The sequence below is a fragment of the Cupriavidus sp. MPR-AND1C genome (genome assembly GCF_058809705.1).
In genome coordinates, this window is the sequence record NZ_JBXASU010000026.1 from 58,048 (window position 1) to 79,938 (window position 21,891).

General features: G+C 66.1%; 16 protein-coding genes. 7 read left to right on the top strand and 9 right to left on the bottom strand.

Annotation, left to right across the window (positions count from 1 at the left end; genetic code table 11):
- The first annotated feature begins 1 nt into the window (after nucleotide 1).
- The 4 genes from pelG (at nucleotide 2) to AC1RWI_RS16340 (ending at nucleotide 6,468) form a co-directional block, all read left to right on the top strand.
- Nucleotides 2-1,372: an exopolysaccharide Pel transporter PelG gene (gene pelG, locus AC1RWI_RS16325; protein WP_492867466.1), complete on the top strand. Its 1,371-nt coding sequence runs from the start codon at nucleotides 2-4 to the stop codon at nucleotides 1,370-1,372.
- Nucleotides 1,373-1,573: 201 nt separating this feature from the next.
- The gene (locus AC1RWI_RS16330; RefSeq protein WP_492867468.1) at nucleotides 1,574-2,338 is read left to right on the top strand and encodes a response regulator transcription factor; all 765 of its coding nucleotides are present in this window, start codon (nucleotides 1,574-1,576) and stop codon (nucleotides 2,336-2,338) included.
- 43 nt (nucleotides 2,339-2,381) lie between these two features.
- Nucleotides 2,382-4,058: a FecR domain-containing protein gene (locus AC1RWI_RS16335; RefSeq protein WP_492867470.1), complete on the top strand. Its 1,677-nt coding sequence runs from the start codon at nucleotides 2,382-2,384 to the stop codon at nucleotides 4,056-4,058.
- Between the two features lie 46 nt (nucleotides 4,059-4,104).
- Nucleotides 4,105-6,468 carry a CHASE2 domain-containing protein gene (locus AC1RWI_RS16340; RefSeq protein WP_492867506.1) on the top strand — a complete coding sequence of 788 codons (2,364 nt, stop codon included), beginning with the start codon at nucleotides 4,105-4,107 and terminating at the stop codon, nucleotides 6,466-6,468.
- Nucleotides 6,469-6,483: 15 nt separating this feature from the next.
- Here the strand turns inward: AC1RWI_RS16340 and AC1RWI_RS16345 are convergent, their stop codons facing one another.
- Nucleotides 6,484-6,696, bottom strand: a complete 213-nt coding sequence (locus tag AC1RWI_RS16345; protein ID WP_236702151.1) for a hypothetical protein — start codon at nucleotides 6,694-6,696, stop codon at nucleotides 6,484-6,486.
- Nucleotides 6,697-6,925: 229 nt separating this feature from the next.
- Here AC1RWI_RS16345 and AC1RWI_RS16350 point away from each other — a divergent pair, with 229 nt between their 5' ends.
- The gene (locus tag AC1RWI_RS16350; RefSeq protein WP_492867472.1) at nucleotides 6,926-7,903 is read left to right on the top strand and encodes a helix-turn-helix domain-containing protein; all 978 of its coding nucleotides are present in this window, start codon (nucleotides 6,926-6,928) and stop codon (nucleotides 7,901-7,903) included.
- Between the two features lie 170 nt (nucleotides 7,904-8,073).
- Here the strand turns inward: AC1RWI_RS16350 and tssE are convergent, their stop codons facing one another.
- The 8 genes from tssE to tssB all read right to left on the bottom strand — a co-directional run bounded on the left by tssE (nucleotide 8,074) and on the right by tssB (nucleotide 17,761).
- Nucleotides 8,074-8,508, bottom strand: a complete 435-nt coding sequence (gene tssE / locus AC1RWI_RS16355; protein WP_492867474.1) for a type VI secretion system baseplate subunit TssE — start codon at nucleotides 8,506-8,508, stop codon at nucleotides 8,074-8,076.
- Nucleotides 8,505-11,228, bottom strand: coding sequence for a type VI secretion system ATPase TssH (gene tssH / locus AC1RWI_RS16360; protein WP_492867476.1), 2,724 nt, complete (start codon nucleotides 11,226-11,228; stop codon nucleotides 8,505-8,507). The genes tssE and tssH overlap by 4 nt, the downstream gene beginning before the upstream one ends.
- Nucleotides 11,229-11,328: 100 nt before the next feature.
- Entirely contained in the window at nucleotides 11,329-11,814 is a 486-nt protein-coding gene (locus AC1RWI_RS16365) for an Hcp family type VI secretion system effector (RefSeq protein WP_043353024.1), read from the bottom strand.
- A 15-nt stretch (nucleotides 11,815-11,829) separates the two neighbouring features.
- Nucleotides 11,830-13,545: an OmpA family protein gene (locus tag AC1RWI_RS16370; protein WP_492867478.1), complete on the bottom strand. Its 1,716-nt coding sequence runs from the start codon at nucleotides 13,543-13,545 to the stop codon at nucleotides 11,830-11,832.
- Between the two features lie 11 nt (nucleotides 13,546-13,556).
- Entirely contained in the window at nucleotides 13,557-14,210 is a 654-nt protein-coding gene (locus AC1RWI_RS16375; RefSeq protein WP_492867480.1) for a DotU family type IV/VI secretion system protein, read from the bottom strand.
- Complete coding sequence (gene tssK, locus AC1RWI_RS16380) at nucleotides 14,207-15,553, bottom strand: type VI secretion system baseplate subunit TssK (RefSeq protein WP_492867508.1); 1,347 nt, start codon at nucleotides 15,551-15,553, stop codon at nucleotides 14,207-14,209. Before tssK ends, AC1RWI_RS16375 begins: the two co-directional genes overlap by 4 nt.
- 119 nt (nucleotides 15,554-15,672) lie before the next feature.
- Nucleotides 15,673-17,220 (bottom strand): type VI secretion system contractile sheath large subunit, encoded by a 1,548-nt coding sequence (gene tssC / locus AC1RWI_RS16385; protein WP_492867482.1) that lies wholly within the window; start codon nucleotides 17,218-17,220, stop codon nucleotides 15,673-15,675.
- A 25-nt stretch (nucleotides 17,221-17,245) separates the two neighbouring features.
- Nucleotides 17,246-17,761 (bottom strand): type VI secretion system contractile sheath small subunit, encoded by a 516-nt coding sequence (gene tssB, locus AC1RWI_RS16390; RefSeq protein ID WP_492867484.1) that lies wholly within the window; start codon nucleotides 17,759-17,761, stop codon nucleotides 17,246-17,248.
- Nucleotides 17,762-17,994: 233 nt separating this feature from the next.
- Between tssB and AC1RWI_RS16395 the strand changes: the two genes are divergently transcribed.
- Nucleotides 17,995-20,475 (top strand): type VI secretion system Vgr family protein, encoded by a 2,481-nt coding sequence (locus AC1RWI_RS16395; RefSeq protein ID WP_492867486.1) that lies wholly within the window; start codon nucleotides 17,995-17,997, stop codon nucleotides 20,473-20,475.
- Between the two features lie 93 nt (nucleotides 20,476-20,568).
- On the top strand, nucleotides 20,569-21,837 hold the full coding sequence (locus AC1RWI_RS16400; protein WP_492867488.1) for a hypothetical protein: 1,269 nt from the start codon (nucleotides 20,569-20,571) through the stop codon (nucleotides 21,835-21,837).
- The last annotated feature ends 54 nt before the right edge of the window (nucleotides 21,838-21,891 follow it).

The window sequence follows — 21,891 nt, forward strand, 5'->3', positions numbered from 1 at the left end:
GATGGCGGGGATTGGATTCGAACTTCGCAAGATGCTGCGGCGGGACAACCTGTCGGGCATGCTCGGCGCGTACGCCTATGCGGGCATCATCAGCTCCGGGCCGTGGGTCCTGTCGATCGTCGGCATCTTGCTGATCGGCGTGCTCAGCCTGCCGTTCGTGGTGCCGGGCAGCCTGGTGACGCAGTTCCAGGTCTCGGTGACCTACCTGATTGCGGTCAGCCTGATCCTGACCGGGCCGATGCAGCTGGCTTTTACCCGCTTTACGTCGGACCGCCTGTTCGAGAAGCGCGATAGCCTGGTGCTGTCGAACTATCACGCGGTGGCCATGCTGGTCACGGTGCTGTCGGGCGCCATCGGCATCGGCTGCGCGCTGTTTGCGTTCCCGGAGCAGTCGGTGCTGTACCGGTTGCTGATGACCGCGGGCTTCGTGGTCATGAGCAACATCTGGATTGCGGTGATTTTCCTCACGGGCATGAAGCAGTACAAGGCCATCGTCTGGACCTTCCTGCTGGGCTATACGCTGACCGTGGTGGCGGCGCTGGCGTTGCGCAGCTATGGCGTGGAGGGCCTGCTGCTGGGGTTTGTCGCCGGCCAGCTGAGCTTGCTGAGCGCCATGGTGGTGCTGATCTACCGCAACTACACCAGCCAGCGGTTCATGTCGTTCGAGGTGTTCCAGCGGCGCTATGCCTACCCGAGCCTGATGCTGATCGGGCTGCTTTACAACCTTGGCATCTGGCTCGACAAGTTCATGTTCTGGTACTCGCCGTCCACGGGGCAGCAAGTCATCGGGCCGCTGCACGCGTCGATCATCTACGACATCCCGGTGTTCCTGGCCTACCTGGCGATCATCCCGGGCATGGCGGTGTTCCTGGTGCGCATCGAGACCGATTTCGTCGAGTATTACGACGCCTTCTACAACGCGGTGCGCGGCGGCAGCTCGCTCGAGCATATCGAGGATATGCGCAACACCATGGTGCAGACGATCCGGCTGGGACTGTACGAGATCGTCAAGGTGCAGGCCATTGCGGCGCTGGTGCTGTTTGTCGTGGGCAGGTTCGTGCTGGCGGCGCTCGGCATCTCAGAGCTCTACCTGCCGCTGCTGTACGTGGACGTGATCGGCGCCAGCCTGCAGGTGGTGCTGCTCGGGGTGCTCAATATCTACTTCTACCTCGACCGCCGGCGGGAAGTGCTGCTGCTCAGCGGCTTGTTTGTGATCCTCAACCTGGCGTTCACCGCCGTGACCCTGCAACTGGGACCGGCCTGGTATGGCTACGGCTTCGCGGTATCATTGCTGATGGTGGTGGCCCTGGCGATCTACCTGCTCGACCGCAAGCTGGACCGCCTCGAGTACGAAACCTACATGCTGCAGTAACGGCGCGCGCGCCGGCTTTCTTGCCGGCGCGCTGCAATACCCTCCCGCGCCGTCCTTGGCGCGGCGACGCCGGATTCTGTACCATTCCCCTTTTGCGTACCTGGCGCCCGGCCTGCCCGGGTATTTCGCGTTGCCTTTGCGGCGGCGCAGGAAGCGCGCGGTGGCATCTGGAAGAGAAGACGTGGCAAGCATGAGGTAAGTATGAGAATCGCTTCGGTGGAAGACGACAAGAGCCAGTCCGAGCTGATCCAGCAGATCCTGGTCTCGGCCGGCCATGAGTGCGAGTGCTTCGCCAGTGGCAGCACGTTCCTGCGGGCCCTGCGCGAGCAAGCGTTCGACCTGCTGGTGGTGGACTGGCAACTGCCCGATACCAGCGGCCTTGAGGTGGTGACCTGGGTGCGCCAGAACTCCGGGCGCAATCCCCCCATCCTGTTCCTGACCAGCCGCTCGCAGGAAGAGGACATCGTCGTCGGGCTGGGCGCGGGCGCCGACGACTACATGATCAAGCCGATCCGCCGCGCCGAGCTGGTGGCGCGCGTATCCGCGTTGCTGCGCCGCACGTATCCGCAGGCGCAGCAGGACAGCGCGCTGATCCGGGTGGGCAACTACGCTGTCGATCCGCAGGCGCGCACCGTGACCTGTGGCGGGAGCCGGGTGGACGTGTCGCCGCGCGAGTTCGACCTGGCGTTGTTCCTGTTCCGCAACCTGGGGCGCCTGGTGTCGCGCGAGGTGGTCGAGCAAGCCGTGTGGGGCCGCGCGATCGGTGTCGGCTCGCGCACGCTCGATACCCATATCTCGCGGCTGCGGATCAAGCTGGCATTGCGGCCCGAGAACGGTGTGCGCCTGACTTCCGTGTATGCCCACGGTTACCGCTTCGAAGCCGCGGGCGACGGGGATAACCAGGGCCTGCAGGATTCACAGCATTCGCAGGATCAACAGGGTATGCAGGACAAGCAGGAAGACTGAGTTTATGAAGCGGTTCGATATGGCAGCAGGCAGGAATGCAGGCATGGCAGGGCACTCGCGCGCGGCATGCACGATGGGCGCGCTCGGCATGGCCGGATTGGTTGGCGTGCTTGGTGCCGTATGGTCCGCCAGCGCCGCGGCGCAGGCTGCAGGCGCCGAGGGCGCCAACTTTATCTACCAGGTGCGTCCGGGCGACACGCTGATTGGCGTGGCGGACCGCTTCATGGTCAACCCCGCCGGCTGGCGCGAACTGCAGGCATTGAACAAGGTGGCCGATCCTTACCGGCTGCCGCCCGGCATGCGCCTGCGCATCCCGCTGGCGCGCATCCCGGTGACCGACGGCACCGCCCGCGTGGTCTTCGTAACGGGCCCGGCGAGCGCCGATGGCCGCACGTTGCAGGCTGGCATGGCGTTGCGCGAAGGCGCCCGCATCGAGACCGGCGCCGGCGGCACCGTCACCATGGAACTGGGTGACGGCTCACGCGTGACGTTGCCGCCGGCGACAGCCGTGGAAGTCAAGCGGCTGCGCGCGTTCGCCCGCACGGGCCTGACCGACGCCGTGATCGGTATCGGCCAGGGCGAGGTGGAGTCCCGCGTGGCGCCGCGCGGCACCGGCGTGGGGCGGTTCGAGATCCGTACCCCGTCGCTGGTGACCGGCGTGCGCGGCACGCGCTTTCGCGTGGGCACTGAGGACGGCGCCAGCCAGAGCGCCGTGCTCGAAGGCCAGGTGCAGGCCCGCGCGCGCGGCGGCCAGCAAGCGGTAGTGAATGCCGGCTACGGCGTCAGCGCATCGGCCGCGGGCACCCTGGCGCGGCCCGCCGCACTGCTGCCGGCGCCGGCGCTGATGCCGCTGCCCCAGCCGCTGCTGGCAAGCCATGCCACCGTGCGCTGGGGGCCGGTTGCGCGCGCCGCCAGCTACCGCGTGGTGGTCTCGCGCGATGCCGCCCAGACGGAGTTGCTGTCCTCCCAGGCCGTGGAGGGCACGCAGGCTGCGCTCCAGGACCTGCCCGAGGGTGAGCTCTACGTGGGCGTGAGCGCGCTCGATGCCCGGCACCTTGGCGGCGCGGGCGCGGTGATGCCGTTCGTGGTGCGCCTGAATCCGCCCGCGCCTTTTACGCTGGCGCCCGAGCGCGATGGCGCCGCCTACGGCGAGACGCCGATGTTTACCTGGGCCGAAGTCGCCGACGCGGCGCAATATGAATTCGAAGTGGCGGCCAATGCGGACTTCACGCAAGGCCTCCTGCAGGCGCGCGGCACGGTGCCTTCGGCCAGCCAGGCGCTTGCGCCCGGGCGCTGGTGGTGGCGTGTGCGCTCGGTCGATGCAGGCGGGCAGCCTGGCCCCTGGAGCGAGCCGGTGGAGTTCGCGCTGGAGCCGTCGCCGCCGCAGCCGCGCCTGGAAGACGATGGCGGCGACGCCTTGCGGCTCGCATGGCCGGCCGCCGGCGGAGCCAGCGCTAATGGCGCGGCGCAAGCCTACCGCGTGCAGATGGCATCCGACGCCCCCTTTACGCAGATCGTCGCCGACGTCAGCACCGAGACCAATGCGGCCCGCCTGCCGCGGCCCGGCAGCGGCACGTATTTTGTGCGGGTGGCTCGCCAGGATCCGGGCCGCGCGCCGCATTTCTCAGCGCCCCAGCGTATCGAGGTGGTGCAGTACGTGCGCGATTCGCAGGGCCAGCCCGTGAGCGCCGGCTCACGCTGGCTCAATCGTGCCAACTAGCCTGGCGCAACTCGCCGCGCGCGCACTGGGCCGGGTGCCCGCACGCATGATGGCCGGCTACCAGCGCCGCACGCTGGTTGAATGGAGCCTGTTGACGGCCGCCGTGCTGGCGCTGGTGGCGGCGTGCGCCGTGCTGGGTTGGAGCGAACGCGCCGACAAGGCGGTCTACGACCTGTCGGTCGCGGCCCAGCATCACGCGCCCGGCGACGAGATCGTGATCGTCGCCATCGACGACCCCAGCATCTCCGCCATTGGCCGCTGGCCCTGGCGCCGCTGGGTGCTGGCCGACCTGATCGACCGCATTGCCGCCGACGCGCCTCGCGTGATCGGGGTCGACGTGATTCTCTCCGAGCCGGACGCCTTGCATCCCGAGGACGACCGCGCGCTGGCAGGCAGCATGGCGCGCGCCGGCAACGTCGTGCTGCCCGCGCTGGCCGAAGCGGGGCGTGACGGCTTGCTGGTGCGCTATCCGCTGACGGGCCTGGGCAGCGAGGTGGGGCACATCAATATCGCGGTGGATCTCGACGGCATTGCCCGCCAGGTGTTCCTGCAGGAAGGGCTGCCGGGCCGCCAGCTCAATCATTTCTCGGCCGCGATGGTCGGCTTCGGCAAGCCGCCGCGGCCGGTGCCCGCCTACCGTCACGACGGCCCCGAGGATGACCGCGGCGCCGATGGCTGGACCCGGGACTACCGGCTGCGCATTCCGTTTGCCGGGCCGCCGGGGACGTTCCGGCAGGTCTCGGTACTCGATGTGCTGGGTGGAACGTTGCCGCGCGACTTCTTCCGCGGCAAGTCCGTGCTGGTAGGCGCCACGGCGAGCGGGCTGGGCGACGTGTTCCCCACGCCGGTATCGCGCAACGGCCACGGCATGAGCGGCGTGGAAATCATCGCCAACGCCATGCAGACGCTGCAGCGCGACACGGCCATCGTCACCCTGCCGGCGCCCTGGTTCTGGCTGTGCACGTTGTTGCCAGTGTTGCTGGCGAGCCTGGCCTCGCTGACGCTGACGCCGCGCAACGCGCTGCTGGTCACGGTAGTGCTGCTGGCCGGCACGCTGGCCGCCAGCCTGCTGCTGGTCGTATTAGGCCACTTCTGGTTCGCGCCGGCCAGCGCCGTGCTGGGTTGCAGCCTGCTCTACCCGCTGTGGAGCTGGCGGCGCCAGGAAGCGGCGCTGCAGTTCCTCACCGACGAGCTTGCACAGCTCGAGCAAGAGCCTGGCCTGCTGGCCATGCCCGCCGGCGAGGGCGAGGTGGGCAGCAAATCGGGCAGCAAATCGGGCCGCAACCTCGATACCCGCATGCGTGCGGTCTACCGCATGACCACGCGTCTGCGGGACATGCGGCAATTCCTGGCGGACGGGCTCGAAGGCCTGCCCGAAGCCACCGTGATCTGCGATCGCGGTGGCCGCGTGCTGCTTGCCAACCGGCGTGGCCTGCTGCTGGCGCCGCGCACGCTCGGGCCGCTGGGCGACATGAACGCACCGCGCCCCGGCATTCGCGAACTGATCAACGAGGTATTCGTCCAGCCCAAGGCCGGGCTGGACTACTGGGACCAGTTGCGCAGCGTCTATGTCGAGGCCGACGCCGCGCACCCGGTGCAGGCGCCGCCCGGGGTGGAGCTGGAAGCGCGCGACGAACACCCGATGCTGCTGCGCGGCGCGCCGCTGCGCAGCGACACCGGCGGTGTCGCCGGCCTGATCGTCAGCGTCATCGATATCACCCAGGTGCGCATGGCCGAGCGGCGCCGCGAGGAGTCCCTGCGCTTCATCTCGCACGACATGCGGTCCCCGCAGTCCTCCATCCTTGCCCTGATCGACCTGCAGAACGAGCCTGGCCGGGCGCTGCCCGAGGCAACCCTGCTGGCCCGCATCGGCGAGCACGCCAACCGCACGCTGGAACTCGCGGACGACTTTATCCGGCTGGCCCGTGCGGAAGCGACGCACCTCAACTTCATCGAGGTCGACCTGGCCGGCGTGGTGCTGGACGCCACCGACGAGCTATGGGCGCTGGCCAGCGCCGCACGGATCGAACTGAAGGTGGAAGTCGACGTGGAAGAGGAGCAGTCGCAGCTGCTGGCCGAGCCGGTGCTGCTGGTGCGGGCGATTGCCAACCTGGTGAGCAATGCCATCAAGTTCAGTCCGCCCCAAACGACCGTGACGGTACGCCTGTATCGCGTGCCGCAGGGGCTGGCGATCGATGTGGCGGACCAGGGCCGGGGCATCGCCGAGCAAGACCAGGGCCGCCTGTTCCAGCCCTTCGCGCGGCTGCGCGACACCGAGCAGGATGCGCCCGCCGGCAGCGGGTTGGGGCTGGTGTTCGTCAAGACCGTGGTGGAGCGTCACGGCGGAGAGATCAAGCTGACCAGCGCCGCGGGTGCCGGCGCCACCTTCACGATCTTCCTGCCCTGCTGATCCGCTCGCGGGCGCTCAGCGCGATGCGCGCGTGACCGCTGGTAGCCCAGCCTGGCCTGCGGTGGTGACGGTGGCCGTGGCGCGGCTGTCCATCTGGCGGATCTTGCGCGCCGCGCGCTGCTCGTTGCCGTCCTGCAGCGTCACGCACAGCACGGTGACGAGCGCGAACGCCACCATGCAAAGCGCAACGTAGCCCAGCAACCTGTACCGTTCGGATCGCGATCCCATATCTCAGCCTGCCATGAATAGCGCAGCATTCTATGGCGAGGCCGCGTCGGCTACTGTCAACAAATGCAAGGACGCTCACCCAGGCGCCGCCGGACCTGCTGCGCCGCGCATCGACGCTTGCCTGGCCTGGCGATACAATCATCGCGCAGTGCCTGCACAAGAGCCCTGGCGCGCCGGGCCACGCCCACCCGCCGCCGATGGTGTCAATCGCCCCAACAGGCCGCCACCGATGCACAGAAACACCGAGTCCCTCGACACAGGCGCCAGCGGGCGCCCGGTACGCCACCTGGTTGCCACCGAGGCCGCCATGGCGGCAGCGGGCCTGGACGGCTGGCAGCAGCGCTACCAGCAACTCACGCCCGGGCATTTTCTTGCGCAAGTGCAGCAGGCTACCTATGGCGACGTCCACGTCTTCCGTGAACGCACCAACCAGGCGTTGCTGGAGGAGGGCGAAGCACGGCGCGGCTATCTTTCCATCGCCTTGCCCCACCGCGAGTGTGCCGATGGCTGGTTCTCCGGCTACCGGATGAGCGGCGACACCGTGCTGCGCGCCGGCAACGGCCAGCCGCTGGCCATGCGCACCCCGCCATCGCTGGACCTGCTCGGCGTGACGTTGCCGCTGCCCGCGCTGCAACGCGTGATGGAGCGCGAGGGGGTTCCGGAGCTGATCGCGCGCTTGCAGCCGGCCACGGAGGTGCGGCGCGCCGCGTCCGAGGATTTCCGGGCGGCGATGCTGGCGGTGCTGGCTGCGTCAGCCATGCAGAGCGAAGTATTCAACCAGCGCTTTGTCGAGAGCGCCATGCGCGATGCGTTGCTGATGGCGGTGGTGTCCACCCTGACGCATGACATCGGGGATGTCCTGCTGCCTACGCCGCCTGCGCGGCGGCGGCTGGTCGCACAGGCGTATGAGATGGTGCGCGCTGCGCCCGAGGCGCCCTGGAGTGTTCTGGTTCTGTGTGAACGGCTTGGGGTTTCAAGGCGCACGCTGCAATACAGCTTCAATGAAGTCACCGGGTTGGCGCCGCTGGAGTTTGTTCGGGCTTTGCGGATGAATGGGGTGAGGCAGGCGTTGGGTGGACGGCAGGCGCAGGAGCCGGTGGGCGTGGTGGCGGCACGGTGGGGGTTTAATCATCTGCCGCGGTTCGCTGCGCAGTATCGGGCGTTTTTTGGGGAGTTGCCATCGGCGACCGCGGGCGGGGGGAGGTGAGTCGTTGATCGGGTTGAGGGAACCGTAACAGGAACCGGAACCGGAACCGGGCTGGGCTGGAACCGCACGATGCCATCGGCCGTGGTGCGATTGCCTCTGACGGCTGTCATGCTCGTGGCCAGGATTCCATGACAGGCCGCCATGGCTCGCTCGATTGCTCGCTCGATCACTCACTCACGGTCACGCTCGGCTTTCAGCAGCTTGAGGCGCGTCTGCCCATCGGGCGTGAAGTGGGTGCCGAATCGCACCAGCCCGGCCTGATGCAGCTGACAGCTCATGGTAAAGCTGAGCAACATGCCCGGTTCGGTTTCTTCGATCGCGATGTCGATGGATTTCAGCCTCGGCTCATAGCGCAGCAGCGTCGTTTCTATTTCGCGCTTGAGCGTGTGCGCCGACGCGGGCAGATGCCGGTAGATCCTGGACAGGTCGCCAAGCCCATAATCCGGCAGATGCGCCAGGCTGCCGCGACGGCTGTTGAGGATGCGCTGGATATTGTCCCGCACGGACAGGAACGTCTGCGTCTGCGCATCGAAATCGTGTACGGCCACGCCATTCGCAAAGAATCCCGTCACCGCTTCAAAGAGGCCCGGCCCGCCCCGTGTCACGCGCCGGCCCCGGTTGCCGTTGCCGGCTCCTCGAACTCCAGGCCGATACCATCGCCCTCGGAGAATGACAGGTGAATCGATGCCGGTGCCTGCTGGCCTGACATGCGCACCAGCAGCTCACGCGACAGTACCGGCAGGATCTGCTGATCGAGCAGCGTGTCGATATTGCGGGCGCCTGAGTCGGGCAGCAGGCAGGCTCGCACCAGTTCGTCCACCAGCGTGTCGCCGCACCGCAGCGGCACGCCAAAGCGGCGCGCGATGCGCTCAGCCACCTTGCCGAGCTTCATCCGCACGATCATTGCCATGGCGTGGGCCGACAGCGGGCGGTAGACAATGGTCTGGAAGCGTGCCAGCAGTGCCGGCTGGAAGTGGTCGATCAGCATCGGGCGGATCGCCTCCATCAGCGTGCCGGTGGCGAGCTCGGCGCCAGCTGTGACGGCGGCGTCCGTGGCCGCCAGAATCTGCTCGCTGCCGAGATTCGAGGTCATCAGGATGACGGTATTGCGGAAGTCGATCACCCGGCCTTCGCCGTCGCGCATGAAACCGCGATCGAAGACCTGGTAGAACAAGTTCAGTACGTCGCGGTGCGCCTTCTCGACCTCGTCAAGCAGGATGACGCTGTAGGGCCGCTGACGGACCGCTTCGGTCAGGACGCCACCTTCCCCGTAGCCGACATACCCCGGCGGCGAACCCTTCAGCTGCGAGACGGTGTGGGCTTCCTGGTATTCGGACAGGTTGATGGTGACAAGCGAACGCTCGCCGCCGAACATCAGGTCGGCCAACGCGCGTGCCGTTTCGGTCTTGCCCACGCCCGAAGGCCCCACCAGCAGGAACACGCCCAGCGGCGCCTCCTCGGATTTGAGTCCCGCCTTGGCGGCCCGCAAGCTCTTGCTGAGCGCGGCCAGCGCCTCGTCCTGGCCGACCACGATATGCCCCAAACGCGCCTCCAGCGCCAGCAACGTGGCCAGCTCGCTGGACAGCAGGCTGTCGACCGGAACCCCTGTCCAGTCGGCAATCACCTGTGCAATGGCAGTCTCGTCCACTTCCGCGTGGATCAGCGCGGCCTGGCCGTGCCTGGTCAGCATCTCGTGGGCGGCCTGGATCGATGGCGTCAGATCCCGCCGTGCCGACTCGTCGGCGGCGGCTTGCCATTGCGCACGCAACGCGATCAATGTCTCGGCAGCCCCCTTCTGTTCGGCAAAGGCGCGTTCAAACTGTTCGAGCTCAATGGCGAGCGCAGCCAGCCGGGCATCGATGGCCGCCAGTCGTTTGCCGACATCCGCGCCGATGGCCCCCTGGTCGTGCAGCAGGGCAGTCCGCTCGACCTCCAGTGCCGCGCGTTGCGCCTCGCGCGAGGAGATGGCGACCGGCGTGGCCTCCAGGCTCATGCGCACGCGGGCAGCGGCGGTGTCGAGCAGATCGACGGCCTTGTCCGGCAACTGGCGTCCGCTCAGATAGCGGCGCGACAGCCGCACGGCGGCAGCGATGGCCGCATCGGTGATGTGTACGCCGTGGTGCTGTGCATACCGCTCCTTCAGGCCGCGCAGCATCAGGCAGGCGCCGTCGTCGTCGGGCTCGTCGACCTTCACCATCTGGAAGCGCCGCTCCAGCGCGGCGTCGCGTTCGAAGTACTGCTTGTATTCGGACCACGTCGTCGCCGCGATCGTGCGCAGTTCGCCGCGCGCCAGGGCGGGCTTGAGCAGGTTGGCGGCATCGGCGCCGCCCGCGGTGTTGCCCGCACCGATCAGCGTGTGGGCCTCATCAATGAAAAGCAGCACCGGCGTTGGCGATTGCTGCACGGCCTCGATCACGTTCCTGAGGCGCTGTTCGAATTCGCCCTTGACGCCGGCGCCGGCCTGCAGAAGGCCCAGGTCCAGCGTCAGCACGCTGACGTTCTGTATGACCGCCGGGACATTCCCTTGCGCGATGTTGAGCGCAAGGCCTTCGACCAGCGCCGTCTTGCCCACGCCAGGCTCGCCAACCAGGATCGGGTTGTTCTTGCGCCGCCGCGCCAGGATGTCGACCATCTGGCGAATCTCGGCGTCGCGGCCAAAGACGGGATCGATCTTGCCGTCGCGGGCCTTCTGGGTAACGTCGGTCGTGAAGCGGGCCAGCGCCGATGCATCGGCCTGACCGGGCATCGACCGGGTCGGGGCGGGCGCGGCGGGAGTGACTGGCACTGACGACAGCGGGGCGCAATCCGGCCTGGCCGGCTCGCCGGCGCCGCGAGCGGCTGCCTCGGTCGAGATCTTGTCGAGTTCGTGCATCAACCGCTCGATCTGGACGGCGGAGACGCTCAACAGCGGCCAGGCGCCGGGCGCCCGCAGCAGGTGTGGCGTTTCGGCCAGCGCGGCCAGCAGGTGAGCGGAGCGGATTGACGTGGATTCTCCCGGCGTCGCGGCTTCCAGCGATGCGCGCATCCATGCGGCCTCCAGCCACTGTCCGAGGCGTTGCGACAGGCCAGGCTTGCCCCGCAGGTCATGCGGCAGGCGGTCGATGGCGGCGAGCAGCCCGTTCCAGATGCCGTCCACATCGAGTTCATAGCGCCGCAGGATTGCCAGCAGATCGCCGTCGCCCAGCTCCAGCAGCTTGATCAGCCAGTGTTCGACCTCGATGTCCCGGTGGGCGCGTGTTTCGCAGAGGCTGGCGGCGTCGGCCAGGGCACGGGCGCAATGGTCGTTGAGACGACGCAGGAACGCAGAGAGGTCGCGGGCGGTCATGGAGGAGAAGGGGGACGCGGGGTGAAGGGAGGAGTGCGCGGTCCCTGTCCCGGGTCCGCGCGAGATGGCAGGCCGGCGCGGACGCCGGCCGGGGCGCGTGTTACGAGCGCTCGTTCCAGCTGTCGGCGTGGATGATGTTGCCGTCCTTGTACGACCAGGTAATCTTTTCGTAGCGCAACTCGATGTCTTCGAGGTGGTTGTGCTTCTCGAAGGCCGGGTTCTTGATATCCAGCATCTTCGGCGTGACGCCGACCACCTTCACGTTCTCGAGTTTGGTGTTGAAGTACTCCTTTTCCTTGCCGGCGTCGTCGATCTTGTACCACTTGATCTCGACCGACTTCAGGGTCTGGCCGCTGGTAACCGCCTTGTACAGGTACGGTGTCGACGCATCGGTTTCCTTGGTAAACACCACCGGCTTGTGCACGCGCGTGCCAGTCAGCTTGCCGGTATTGGAATCCGTCGGAATGCTGACGGCGTGATCGAAGGCGACCACCTCCACGCTGCCTTCGCGGCCATTGACCGTGACCGAGCCCTTGATATCGGCGCCGCCATCGTCCTTGATCCACATGTATGCGGGAATTGCCATTTCTTCTTTCTCCTTCTACTGGAATGAACAGGCCGGATGGCCCAAAGTTGTCCGGTTGTCACGGTCACCGTCGCGACAATCGGGGACGAGCGTGATCTCGACACGTCGGTTGGCGGCACGCCCCGCGTCGGTATCGTTGGCGGCCTTGGGACGGGTATCGCCATAGCCTTGAATCGCAAACCGGGTCGGCGGCAAGCCGGCCGCATCGGCCAGCCAGTCACGCACTGACGCCGCGCGGGCCTCGGAGAGCTTGAGGTTGCTGCGAGGATTGCCGGCGGCGTCGGTGTGCCCGGCCACCAGCACGCGCTTGTGCGGGTGGGCCTTGATCATCTCCAGCGCGCCGATCAGCACGCGATTCGAGCCGGGATTGAGCACCGCGCTGCCGCTCTTGAAGAGCGACAGGCTGTCCAGTTCGATGGTTGACGGCGGCGGCGGCGGCGGTTGATACGCGGCGATCAGGGCATGGAGCGACGTCAGCAAGCCGGCGCCGCGATAGAAACCCAGGCCAAGGCGCAGTGGCACGCCGACGCGCGCGTATCGAGCGAGTTCGTCGCGATCGCGCTTGATGGCCTGCAGCGCATCGACACGGGCGGCGTCATGCTCCGGTCCAATGGCGCGATAGCGCGCCATATCGTCCGCGACGCGCGCGACCAGCGCGCGGTTCTGCCAGGCGGAAGCCGCCGCGGCGGCGCAGAAGGCCAGCGCGAGCCAGGCAAAGGCGTGGGCAATGGCGCGTGGAAGCGCTCGCCGCACGGGCTGCAGGGCGATGCCCCGGATCAGGGCATCCGGCAGCGGGTAGCGCGCACGGTGGCCGGCCTTGGCGGTGCGGGTAAGCGCGGTCGCCTGCTCGATGAAGCGGGCATACAAGGAATCCACGGCGGGGACGCCCTCGGTGGCGGTCACGCCGAATGCCGCCACGTGCACCCGACGGCTGCCGCGTTGGTTATCGAGCAGCGCAGGGAGCAAGGCGCCGCAGGCCCAGCGCGCCAGGGCATCGAGCCGCGCGGCGCGGTGCATGCGGGCCTCGCGATCCGCTGGCAGCGCGGCCCGCCCGTACTGCAGGACGAGCGCGGCAATCTGGGCCGGCAGCGTATCGCCTTGCAGTATCTCGGTGCCGGAGACGCCAAACCACGGACCATCTTCCGGGGCGCTGTCGCCTCGGGTGGCTTCTTCCGCGTACACGGCGACGCAGACCGGCAGGCCGTAGCCAACCCCACGGCTGGCCTCGCCAATGGCCGAGCGCCAACGCCGAAGCCCGGCGTTCAGCGCGGCCGCGTCGCGGGCCTGGTCGGCGCCAATCAGGTAGGCGATGGCATCCGGTCCCTGCCCCGCGCGCCAGCGCTTGAGCGCGTCAGCCACGTGTGCCAGCCGGGCCGGGTCGTCCACGCGGACCCAAATTGCAGCGTCCGTGATTCGGACCAGATCCTCGCCGAATGCCAGCGGCGGGGCGCCCGAGGCGTCCCCGATGGCCAACACCAGCGGCGTATTGCGCCGGATACCATGGAGCAGTCCATGCAGCGATGCATCGATGGCTTGCAGTACCGGTTGCGAAGCGCTCTGCCGTGCACGCACCCGCCGCGTGGCAACGATGATCGCGAGCAGCGCCAGCCCGATCGTGAAGGCCGCGAGCAGCAGGTTCCATGTCGCCGGCCATGGCGAGCTGAGCGCCAGCCAAGCCAGCGCGAGCGCTGCGATCCAGCCGATGAGTGTGCGGTAGGGGTAGCCGGTCACGAATACCCTTTTCAGCCGGCGAGCGGCACGATCGCTGCGGCTAGCCACCGGTCCAGCGCGCGGTAGACGAGGCCCGCGCCGACGCAGGAGATCGTGATCCAGGCGAGCGGCGACAGATGAGCGCACCATCGATGCGCTTTGCCGTCCGTCACCAGCACCGGGCCGTCCGGCTTGCGCCATCCGGCACGATCCATCCGTTCATCGATGGCCTGCATCAGCGCGAGGCGTTCGCGGGCGCCATTCAGCGCAAACCTGCCCTGGAAGCCCAGACCCAATGTCGCGTAGAAGACGATGAGCAGCGGCAGCACCGGCTTGGCCTCGCCCAGGCGCCGCTCGATGCGAGCGATCAGCGCTTGCCCGGCATCGTGGCTGCGGAACTCCCGCACCTGCAGGGGCTCGCGTTCCCACGCGCCGCGATCGTCGTCGGGCAGCCTGCACAGCGCGACTTCGTCCAGCAAAGCGCATTGGGCATAGACGGCGTCCTCGACGACGTCGGCCGGCAGGCCGGCAGCCGAGAGCTCCTCACGCAGGCGAGACACCTGCCCGAGGCACAATGACTGGAAGGCTTTGAAGCCCATGGGTTTCGTATCGTCTGTGAGTTCAGTGACGGTCAGGGCCGTATCGCGCAAGGCGAGCGGCAGCATCGAGGTGGAGAAGGTTGTCATGCCGGCAGTACTGCGAAGAGTTCAAGTGATACGTCCGGCAGCGAACCGGGAACGTAGAACTGACAGGCTCGCGCCGCCAGCATGCGCTTGAATGCGGGGTGCGCGCTGTCGAGCGCGAAATACTGGTTCTCGATGCGCACGGGGATAGCCGCGGGCAGGCGCGACATCGGCCGCAGCGGGACGCCGGGCAGCGCGGAATTGACGATCTGCTCGACTTCGTCCGGCGCACCTGCCTTACACAGACGCGGCAACTGTTCGAGCAGCGCGTGGGCGGGGACGCCCGCCCGGACGGACAGGTAGTACTCGGCGCCTTCGACCAGGCGCTCGTCGAGGATCTTGCCGACCCACACGGTGGGCCGCAAGCGCTCCAGCGTAACCGGGACCACCCGTGACGGGATCACCGTGTCGAGGAGGGTACGAATCAGCGACTCCAGTTCCGCGAACACGGGTTCCGGCGCGAGGTGGTCGTAAGGCGGGATGGCGCGCAGGGTCTCCGTGGTGGAAAACGTCAGCAGCGACCCGGCCAGACGCGCGAGGATGCCATAGAGCCGCTCCGGGTGCTGCTGCGGCTCGGCGCACAGGCGAGCCAGCTCCGGCCAGGTACTGTTGACGCTGTGCAGCAGCCAGAACAACGCCACATCGGCAACCGCGAAATCCGCAATCTGGTCGGACCGCTCGCGACGGCGCACGGACAGGCTCGCGCTTTTGGCGCTCAGAATCTCGGAGAGCCGCTTCATGCGCTCGGTGAGCCGCTCGCTTGCCGACAGGAAGAGGCAGGGCGGCACAAAGGCCGGATCGTGCTCGAAGCGCCCCTGGGGCGTGCGCACCAGCTGAGCGACCGGGCAGGTCACATAATCCACGTGCGATTCGAAATCGAACAGCAGCGCCACCGCGTGCCGCTCAACGCTGATCTCTTCCTTGCCTGCCCCATGCAGGTCGGCGACTTCCAGATACTCGCGCGCGAATCGGCGCGGCCGGTCGGGCCGCTCTCCAGCCTCGACGCAGTTGCCGCCTTGCGCGTCCATCAGCGGCAGGCCGATCTGCACGACCACGGTGTCGATGTGCGCCGGCACGTCGCGCAGGTCGCGTGTGGCGGGTGTGCGGTCCGCCGTCTCGGTGTCGATCACCGTGCCGTCCGGCAGGCGCAGGGCCAGGGAACTCACCACCAGACGATGAATGGACAAAGCCTGCAGGTCAAAGGCGACGCGAACAGTACCCCATGGATCGGGGCTGGCAAGGCGCGCGACGCACTCGTCGGCATACCGGTCCCACAGTGCCTGTTGCTGGAAATGCTGCGGGGTCATGAAAATGCCCTGCGTCCACAGCGGTCTGGTTATCTTCATCGTGATCGGCCGTTGCGCGGAAAGGCCCTTTCCGCATGGGAGCGCCACACGGTGGCTGTCGAGCCAGCGTGCAGCGGCGCTACGTCATGGCAGCGCTAATCGAGACTGATCGTGGCCGATCAGTTCTTCGCTTTCGGCATCTGCGACACGAGCGACAGGTTGATGTCCATGCCTTCAATCTGGAAGTGCGGCACGATGAACAGCTTGATGCGGAAGAAGCCCGGGTTGTCCTCGATATCCTCGACAATCACCTTGGCCTCCCGCAGCGGATGGGAAGCCTGCAACTCATCGCCCGGATCGGTCATCTCGGTCACGAGCGTCTTGACCCAGGTGTTCAGCTCCAGCTCCAGCAGGCGGCGATCCTTGGTGGTGCCGATGTTCTCGCGCTGAATCAGCTTCAGGTAGTGGGCAATCCGCGAGAGCAGGAAGATGTACGGCAGGCGCGCATTGACGCGGCTGTTGGCCGTGGCTTCCTTGGTGTCGTAGAGCGCCGGCTTCTGGGCCGAATGGGCGGAGAAGAAGCACGCGAAGTCATGGTTCTTGTAGTAGGACAGCGGGATGAAACCCAGATTGGCGAACTCGAACTCGCGCGTTTCCGGGATCAGCACCTCGGTCGGGATCTTGGCCTGGTTGCCCGTGCCCAGGTCATAAAGGTGGATCGGCAGGTCCTCGACCAGGCCGCCGGCCTGCGGGCCGCGAATCTGTACGCACCAGCCGTTCTTGATGAAGCTCTGCACCATGTTCGCGGCGAACGCGAACGAAGCATTGGCCCACAGATAGCGGGTGTGATCCGGGCCCTTGACCGCCTCGGTGTAATTGAAGGCGCGCACCGGCACGGTCTCCGGCCCATAGGGCAGCCGCGCCAGGAAATTCGGCAGCGTCAGGCCGATATAGCGGGCATCGTCCGACTCGCGGAAGCTCTTCCACTTCAGGTACTCGGCGCGATCGAAGTAGTTGCCGATGTCGCGGATGCTGGCCACCTCTTCCATCGACTCCTTGCCGAAGAAGGCCGGCGAGACGGAGCCGATGAACGGCATATGCGCCGCGGCGGAGACCTTGGAGATATTGCGCAGCAGGGCGATATCCTGCGGGCCGCGGCCGAACGCGTAGTTGGAGATGATCGAGCCGATCGGCTCGCCCCCCGGCGTGTCGTATTCCTGGATGTAGGTGTGCAGGTACAGGCCGCTCTGGATGATCTCGGGGGTATCCTCGAAATCCTGGCGCAACGCGTCTTTCGAGGCGTCCAGCACCTCGATCCTGACGTTCTTGCGGAAGTCGGTACGATCGACAAGGAACTTGAGCCCGCGCCAGGCCGATTCGATCTGCTGGAACGTCTCGTTATGCATGATCGCGTCCAGCTGTCGGCTGATCTGCTGGTCAAGGTGCTCGATATGGAAATCAAGCAAGCTCTTGTCGAGACGGTCCACCTGCTGCGACGAGTCCTGGATCATCTTCAGGAACACGTTCATCGCCTGGGCGACGCGTTCATCCAGCGACGATTCGGCGAGCGCGTCGGCGCTCCGGAAAGACTCCACCGGGCGCGTGGCCTTGACCGGTGTCAGGTTGATTTTCTCGCACAGGGACTCGTAGACGCTCTTGCCGGGTGCATCCAGGACCGCGGTGTCCGCTTCGCTATTGGCGCGTGCGGCGATTTCATGCTTTGCCATGGGATTCATTCCTCAAGGAAGACGTTTATTGGGCGGACGATGAAGCCGGCGCGCCTTCGCCGATCTTCTGCAGATCGGCGCGCAGGCGCTCGGACAAGGCCGGGTCCTTGAGGATCTTTTCCAGTTCGCGGCGGAACATCGCGTTGTCGAGCAGGTTCGACTTCAGGTCGCGCAGCAGATTGCGGGCCGCCATCAGCGCGCGCAACTCGGGCACCTTCCCGGCGACGACTTCCGGCTTGAAGTCGTCCATCGAGCGGAAGTCCAGGTCAACCGGCAGCTCGGTGCCGTCGCCGACCAGGGTGTTCTCGACGGCGATCCTAGCCTTCGGGTTGAAGTCGGCGAGGACCGAATTGAAGTTGTTCTTGTTGATGGACACCTTCTCACGCTCGGCGAGCGCCCGCGTGTCCTGACCGTTGCTGTAGTCGCCCATCACCAGCAGCTTGAGCGGCAGTTCGACCTTCTTCTGCGCGCCACCGGTGTGCAGGTCGAGCTTGATATTGACCCGTGCCTTAGGCACTTCGTTCTGGAAACTCTCAGCCATCGTTTGTTCCTTTCTTGTCTCTGATTTGAACGCTCTTCAGTTCTTGCGGCAACGATCAGTAAGGCAGCCAGTCGGCATTAGTAGCATGGAGCCCTATGCGAGATAAATAGGACAAGTACGAATTTTCTCAAAAAGTGGCATTTTTTTAGAAATCGTAAAAATAACATTTATGGCGATGTGAGATCCGTTTAGAGTCCTGCGTCAGGGTCGATCAAGCTGACAACGGAGAAGACATGGGCGCTATCGACGAATTCGATGCATACGATGCCTACGGCGCAAGGATACCCAGGCACCAGGCCTACCATCTGGACGTCCCTCGCGCGGCCAGCGCGGCGGAACTGTCGATGGTGTCGTTCGAAGCGGTCGAGCGCTTGGGAGAGCTCTACACCGTCACCATCCGGCTAACCCACCCGCTGGAACTCGACCGGGCCGAATACCTCAACCGGGATGCCACCTTCGTGATTGACCCCGGCGACGGCAGCGAACCGCGCCGATTCGCGGGGTGGATCTCGGCGTTCTCGCGCACGAAGCGCACGCGCGATTTCTTCGCCTACGAGATCGTGCTCCGGCCACTGGCCGCGCGGCTCGAGCTCGTGCGGACCACGCGCATCTACCAGAACAAGACAGCCCCCGAGATCATCGAGGCTATCCTGCGCCGGCACGATCTCCGGGGCCACCAGTTTCGCCTCAAGCTGCGCCGCAAATACACCCAGCACAAGTTCCGCTTCCAGTACCAGCTATCCGACTGGGAATATGTCCAGTTGCTGATGCGCCAGGAAGGGCTGTATTGCTACTTCGTCCCGGGAAAGTTCGGCGAGATGATCGTCTTCGGCGACGACATCGACCACTACGTCTACCAGCCAGAGCTGCGCGTGCCCTATCGCGAGACCGCCGGGCTGGAAGCCGGCATCGAGGCGGTATCCGACATCCAGGTGCACGCCAGGACCGTGCCCGAATCGGTCCTGGTCGCCGACTACAACCCGGATCAGGCGTGGGAACCCATCAAGGGCGAGGCCAACGTCGCGCGCAAGGACAAGACAACCTACGGCCAGCAGTATATCTACGGCACGCATCATCTGGACACGGCCGAGGCGAAGTGGGAGGCGCAGCTGCGCCACGAGGCCCTGCTGGCCGGCCAGCTGATCTATGCGGGCGAGAGCAACGTGCTCAGACTGCACTCCGGCGGCATCCTGCGCATGGAGGAGCCATTGGCCGAAGCCCCCAACGGGCAGGTCATCACCGAAGTCATCCACACCGGGGGGCGCGACGCGGCTTACCGCAACACCTACAAGGCCATCCCGTCGGACCGGCGCTTTCGCCTGCCGCTGGACGAGGAAAACTGGCCGAAGATAACGGGCACGCTGAGCGCGCGCATCACCTCGCCCAACCAATACAAGCACGCGTACCTGACCAAAGCGGGCCACTACATCGTCCGCTTCGATTTTGATTTTGAGCCCTGGCCCAAGGGCATGGAAAGTGCGGCCATCCCCCTGGCAAAGCCGTTTGCCGGCGGCCTGCAAACCGGGTTCCACTTCCCGCTCATCGACGGCACCGAAGTCGCCATTGCCTTTCGCGACGGCAACCCGAACAAGCCCTATATCGCGCACGCGCTGCATAACAGCCGGCAGGAGGACCTGATTACCACGCAGGACCGGTGGCAGTCGCGCAATCTCATCGAGACGCAGAGCCGCAGCAAAATCCAGATTGAAGACTGGGAGGACGAGGAACACGTCCATATTTCCACTGAGCATTCGGGCAAAAGCCAGCTGACCCTGGGGCATATGGTCACGGCCAAGCGCCAGAAGCGCGGTGAAGGCTTTGAGCTGCGCACCTCTGGCTGGGGTGCGATCCGGGGCGGCAATGGGGTGTTGATTTCGGCGGATGACCAGCCGAATGCCGGTGGACAGCAGCTCGATATGGAGGCTGCGCAGAACCTGCTGCAGCAAGCCCTCCAGCTGAGCGAAGCGCTGGCCTCGGCTGCCAATGCGGCGCAAGCGGTGGCCGCGGACTACAACCGGCAGAAAGCCCTGCTCAGCGATACGCTGACGGCGCTGAACAAGGCCGGGATACTTGCCAGCGCACCGGCGGGCATCGCGCTGGCCTCGGGCTCCGACTTGCAACTGACGGCCGCCCAGAACCTGATCGCCACCGCTGGCGGTCATGCCGACATCAGCGTGCTCAAGCGTTTCACGGTTGCGGCAGGCGAACGGATATCCATGTTCGCGCAGAAGCTCGGCATCAAGCTGTTTGCGGCAAAGGGCAAGGTCGAGATCCAGGCCCAGAGCGACGAGATGCGCTTGCTGTCGGACAAGAACATGACGATCAGCAGTGCAAACGGGCGCGTCGTGATCGAGGCCAGGGAGGAACTGCTGCTCAAGTGTGGTGGCTCCTATCTTCGCCTGTCGTCCACGGGCATCGAGGATGGCACGCGCGGGGACCGGACCATCAAGTCGGCTGCGTTCAGCCGTCAGGGGCCCACGTCACTGGCTCAGCATATGAATAGTCTTGCGACGACGGCGTTTAACGATCCCTACGTCCTTCGGAACAAGGTCACTGGCGAAGTGCTCAAGCACCAGTCCTACGAGATCGTGCGTGAAGACGGCACCCGTATCAAGGGCATGACCGATGCCATGGGTCGGACCGCACTGCAGAATAGCCACGATGTCGAAACCGTCGTGATTCGCGTGTTGGACAACCGGGGGGCATCGGCATGATACCCGAAGGCACTCTCTTCCTCGGCGGAGCCGGGGCAGTTCATGGCCGACCGTATCGAGGTGACGCTTCTCATGCGGTGATGGAGGTGCGCCATGGCCGTTGATTTTTCGCTGCTTCCCGCTGAGGAGCCGGCATCGCATCCCCCGCCATCGCGGCTCGTCTGGACTGTTGCCTTCTTCCTGATGGTCCTGGCCGGCCTGTTTGCCGTGCTCTTCTTCTGGCCGAAGGACATGCCCACCCATACGTGGAAGTTCTGGGCATCTCTCGTCCTGTTCCCGGTGGGTATCCCCGCATGGATCGTCTTGCGCCGGTACAGCGTCTATGAGGGCCGAGAACTGGACACAGCGCTGCACAATGAAGCGGTTCAGGCCTTCAATGAGAGCGTGTTCAGCGCGGCAAGCATTCCACTGTCGGTGATCGCCGCCGCTCACCGGTTCTCGGCAGATCGCGAACAAAGTGCCACGGAAGCGGTCAGGCAGGGCAGCGTTGCCCTGCGCACGCAGGCCCCGATCGCGCGGGACGGCGAGCCTGTCAAAGCCCGCTGGCTCGTCGTGCCCGGCATGAAGGTTACGTCCGGCACGATGGAAGATGACCGCAACCGTCGTCGCCACGTGATGACGTGGCTGTTTGGTGAGCTGCTCGATCAACTATCGCCACGCATTCAGGCACTCCCTGTCCGAGTCCCGCTGACGGTGCGCCTCTGCCTATCAAACGGGCTCACTCGCGAGGAGAACGAGGCGCTATGGCAGGCGTGTTGGCATGCGCGGTCGCTTCGACAGGCAGAGCTAGCCCCGGCCACGGAGTCCCCGGCGGACCTCATGATGATCGACAACTGGCTGGACGAGATCCTTGGGGGCGAACACCTGCACGTCATGCTGATCGTCGCCGCTCAGCTGCATCCATTGCTTGCGGGGACGCCGCCGCCGGGCACGGCGGAAGCTGGCGCGGCGTTGCTGCTGGCGCCGCAGACGCCGGCATTCAAGCACGGGATGCAACGCATAGCCCATCTGCACCGCCCGGTGCAAGGCTTGCTCGAACTGCCAGGTGACGCGCTTTCCCACGCCATGCAGTGGGCCGGCGTACCTGCGCAGCAAATCGCCGGCGGCTGGCAAACCGGCCTTGATGCGACGCAAACCGGCGTATTGCGCGAGCCGTCAAAGCAGCTTGGCCTGACAGCGCGCCCTACCGATCTCGATCAAACCGTCGGGTACGCCGGCGCTGCCGCCCCCTGGCTGGCGGCAGCCTGTGCGGCTTCGTCGCTTGGCGGGTCAAGTGGCGCGCAGATCGTACTCGCCGGTCAGGAAAAACACCTCCATTGCGCAATATTGAAGCACGCGAACCATGAAGACAACGCGCGCTGATCTTCAGGTGGAGGATTGTGTGACGGTCCCCGGACTGGCACGTCATTCCAGCGC

What these genes read in the sequence shown, in the direction of transcription:
- pelG (WP_492867466.1), top strand. Translation starts at nt 2, where the DNA reads ATGGCGGGGATTGGATTCGAACTTCGCAAGATGCTGCGGCGGGACAAC.
- AC1RWI_RS16330 (WP_492867468.1), top strand. Translation starts at nt 1,574, where the DNA reads ATGAGAATCGCTTCGGTGGAAGACGACAAGAGCCAGTCCGAGCTGATC.
- AC1RWI_RS16335 (WP_492867470.1), top strand. Translation starts at nt 2,382, where the DNA reads ATGGCAGGGCACTCGCGCGCGGCATGCACGATGGGCGCGCTCGGCATG.
- AC1RWI_RS16340 (WP_492867506.1), top strand. Translation starts at nt 4,105, where the DNA reads ATGATGGCCGGCTACCAGCGCCGCACGCTGGTTGAATGGAGCCTGTTG.
- AC1RWI_RS16345 (WP_236702151.1), bottom strand. Translation starts at nt 6,696, where the DNA reads ATGGGATCGCGATCCGAACGGTACAGGTTGCTGGGCTACGTTGCGCTT.
- AC1RWI_RS16350 (WP_492867472.1), top strand. Translation starts at nt 6,926, where the DNA reads ATGCACAGAAACACCGAGTCCCTCGACACAGGCGCCAGCGGGCGCCCG.
- tssH (WP_492867476.1), bottom strand. Translation starts at nt 11,228, where the DNA reads ATGACCGCCCGCGACCTCTCTGCGTTCCTGCGTCGTCTCAACGACCAT.
- AC1RWI_RS16365 (WP_043353024.1), bottom strand. Translation starts at nt 11,814, where the DNA reads ATGGCAATTCCCGCATACATGTGGATCAAGGACGATGGCGGCGCCGAT.
- AC1RWI_RS16375 (WP_492867480.1), bottom strand. Translation starts at nt 14,210, where the DNA reads ATGACAACCTTCTCCACCTCGATGCTGCCGCTCGCCTTGCGCGATACG.
- tssK (WP_492867508.1), bottom strand. Translation starts at nt 15,553, where the DNA reads ATGAAGATAACCAGACCGCTGTGGACGCAGGGCATTTTCATGACCCCG.
- tssC (WP_492867482.1), bottom strand. Translation starts at nt 17,220, where the DNA reads ATGGCAAAGCATGAAATCGCCGCACGCGCCAATAGCGAAGCGGACACC.
- tssB (WP_492867484.1), bottom strand. Translation starts at nt 17,761, where the DNA reads ATGGCTGAGAGTTTCCAGAACGAAGTGCCTAAGGCACGGGTCAATATC.
- AC1RWI_RS16395 (WP_492867486.1), top strand. Translation starts at nt 17,995, where the DNA reads ATGGGCGCTATCGACGAATTCGATGCATACGATGCCTACGGCGCAAGG.
- AC1RWI_RS16400 (WP_492867488.1), top strand. Translation starts at nt 20,569, where the DNA reads ATGGCCGTTGATTTTTCGCTGCTTCCCGCTGAGGAGCCGGCATCGCAT.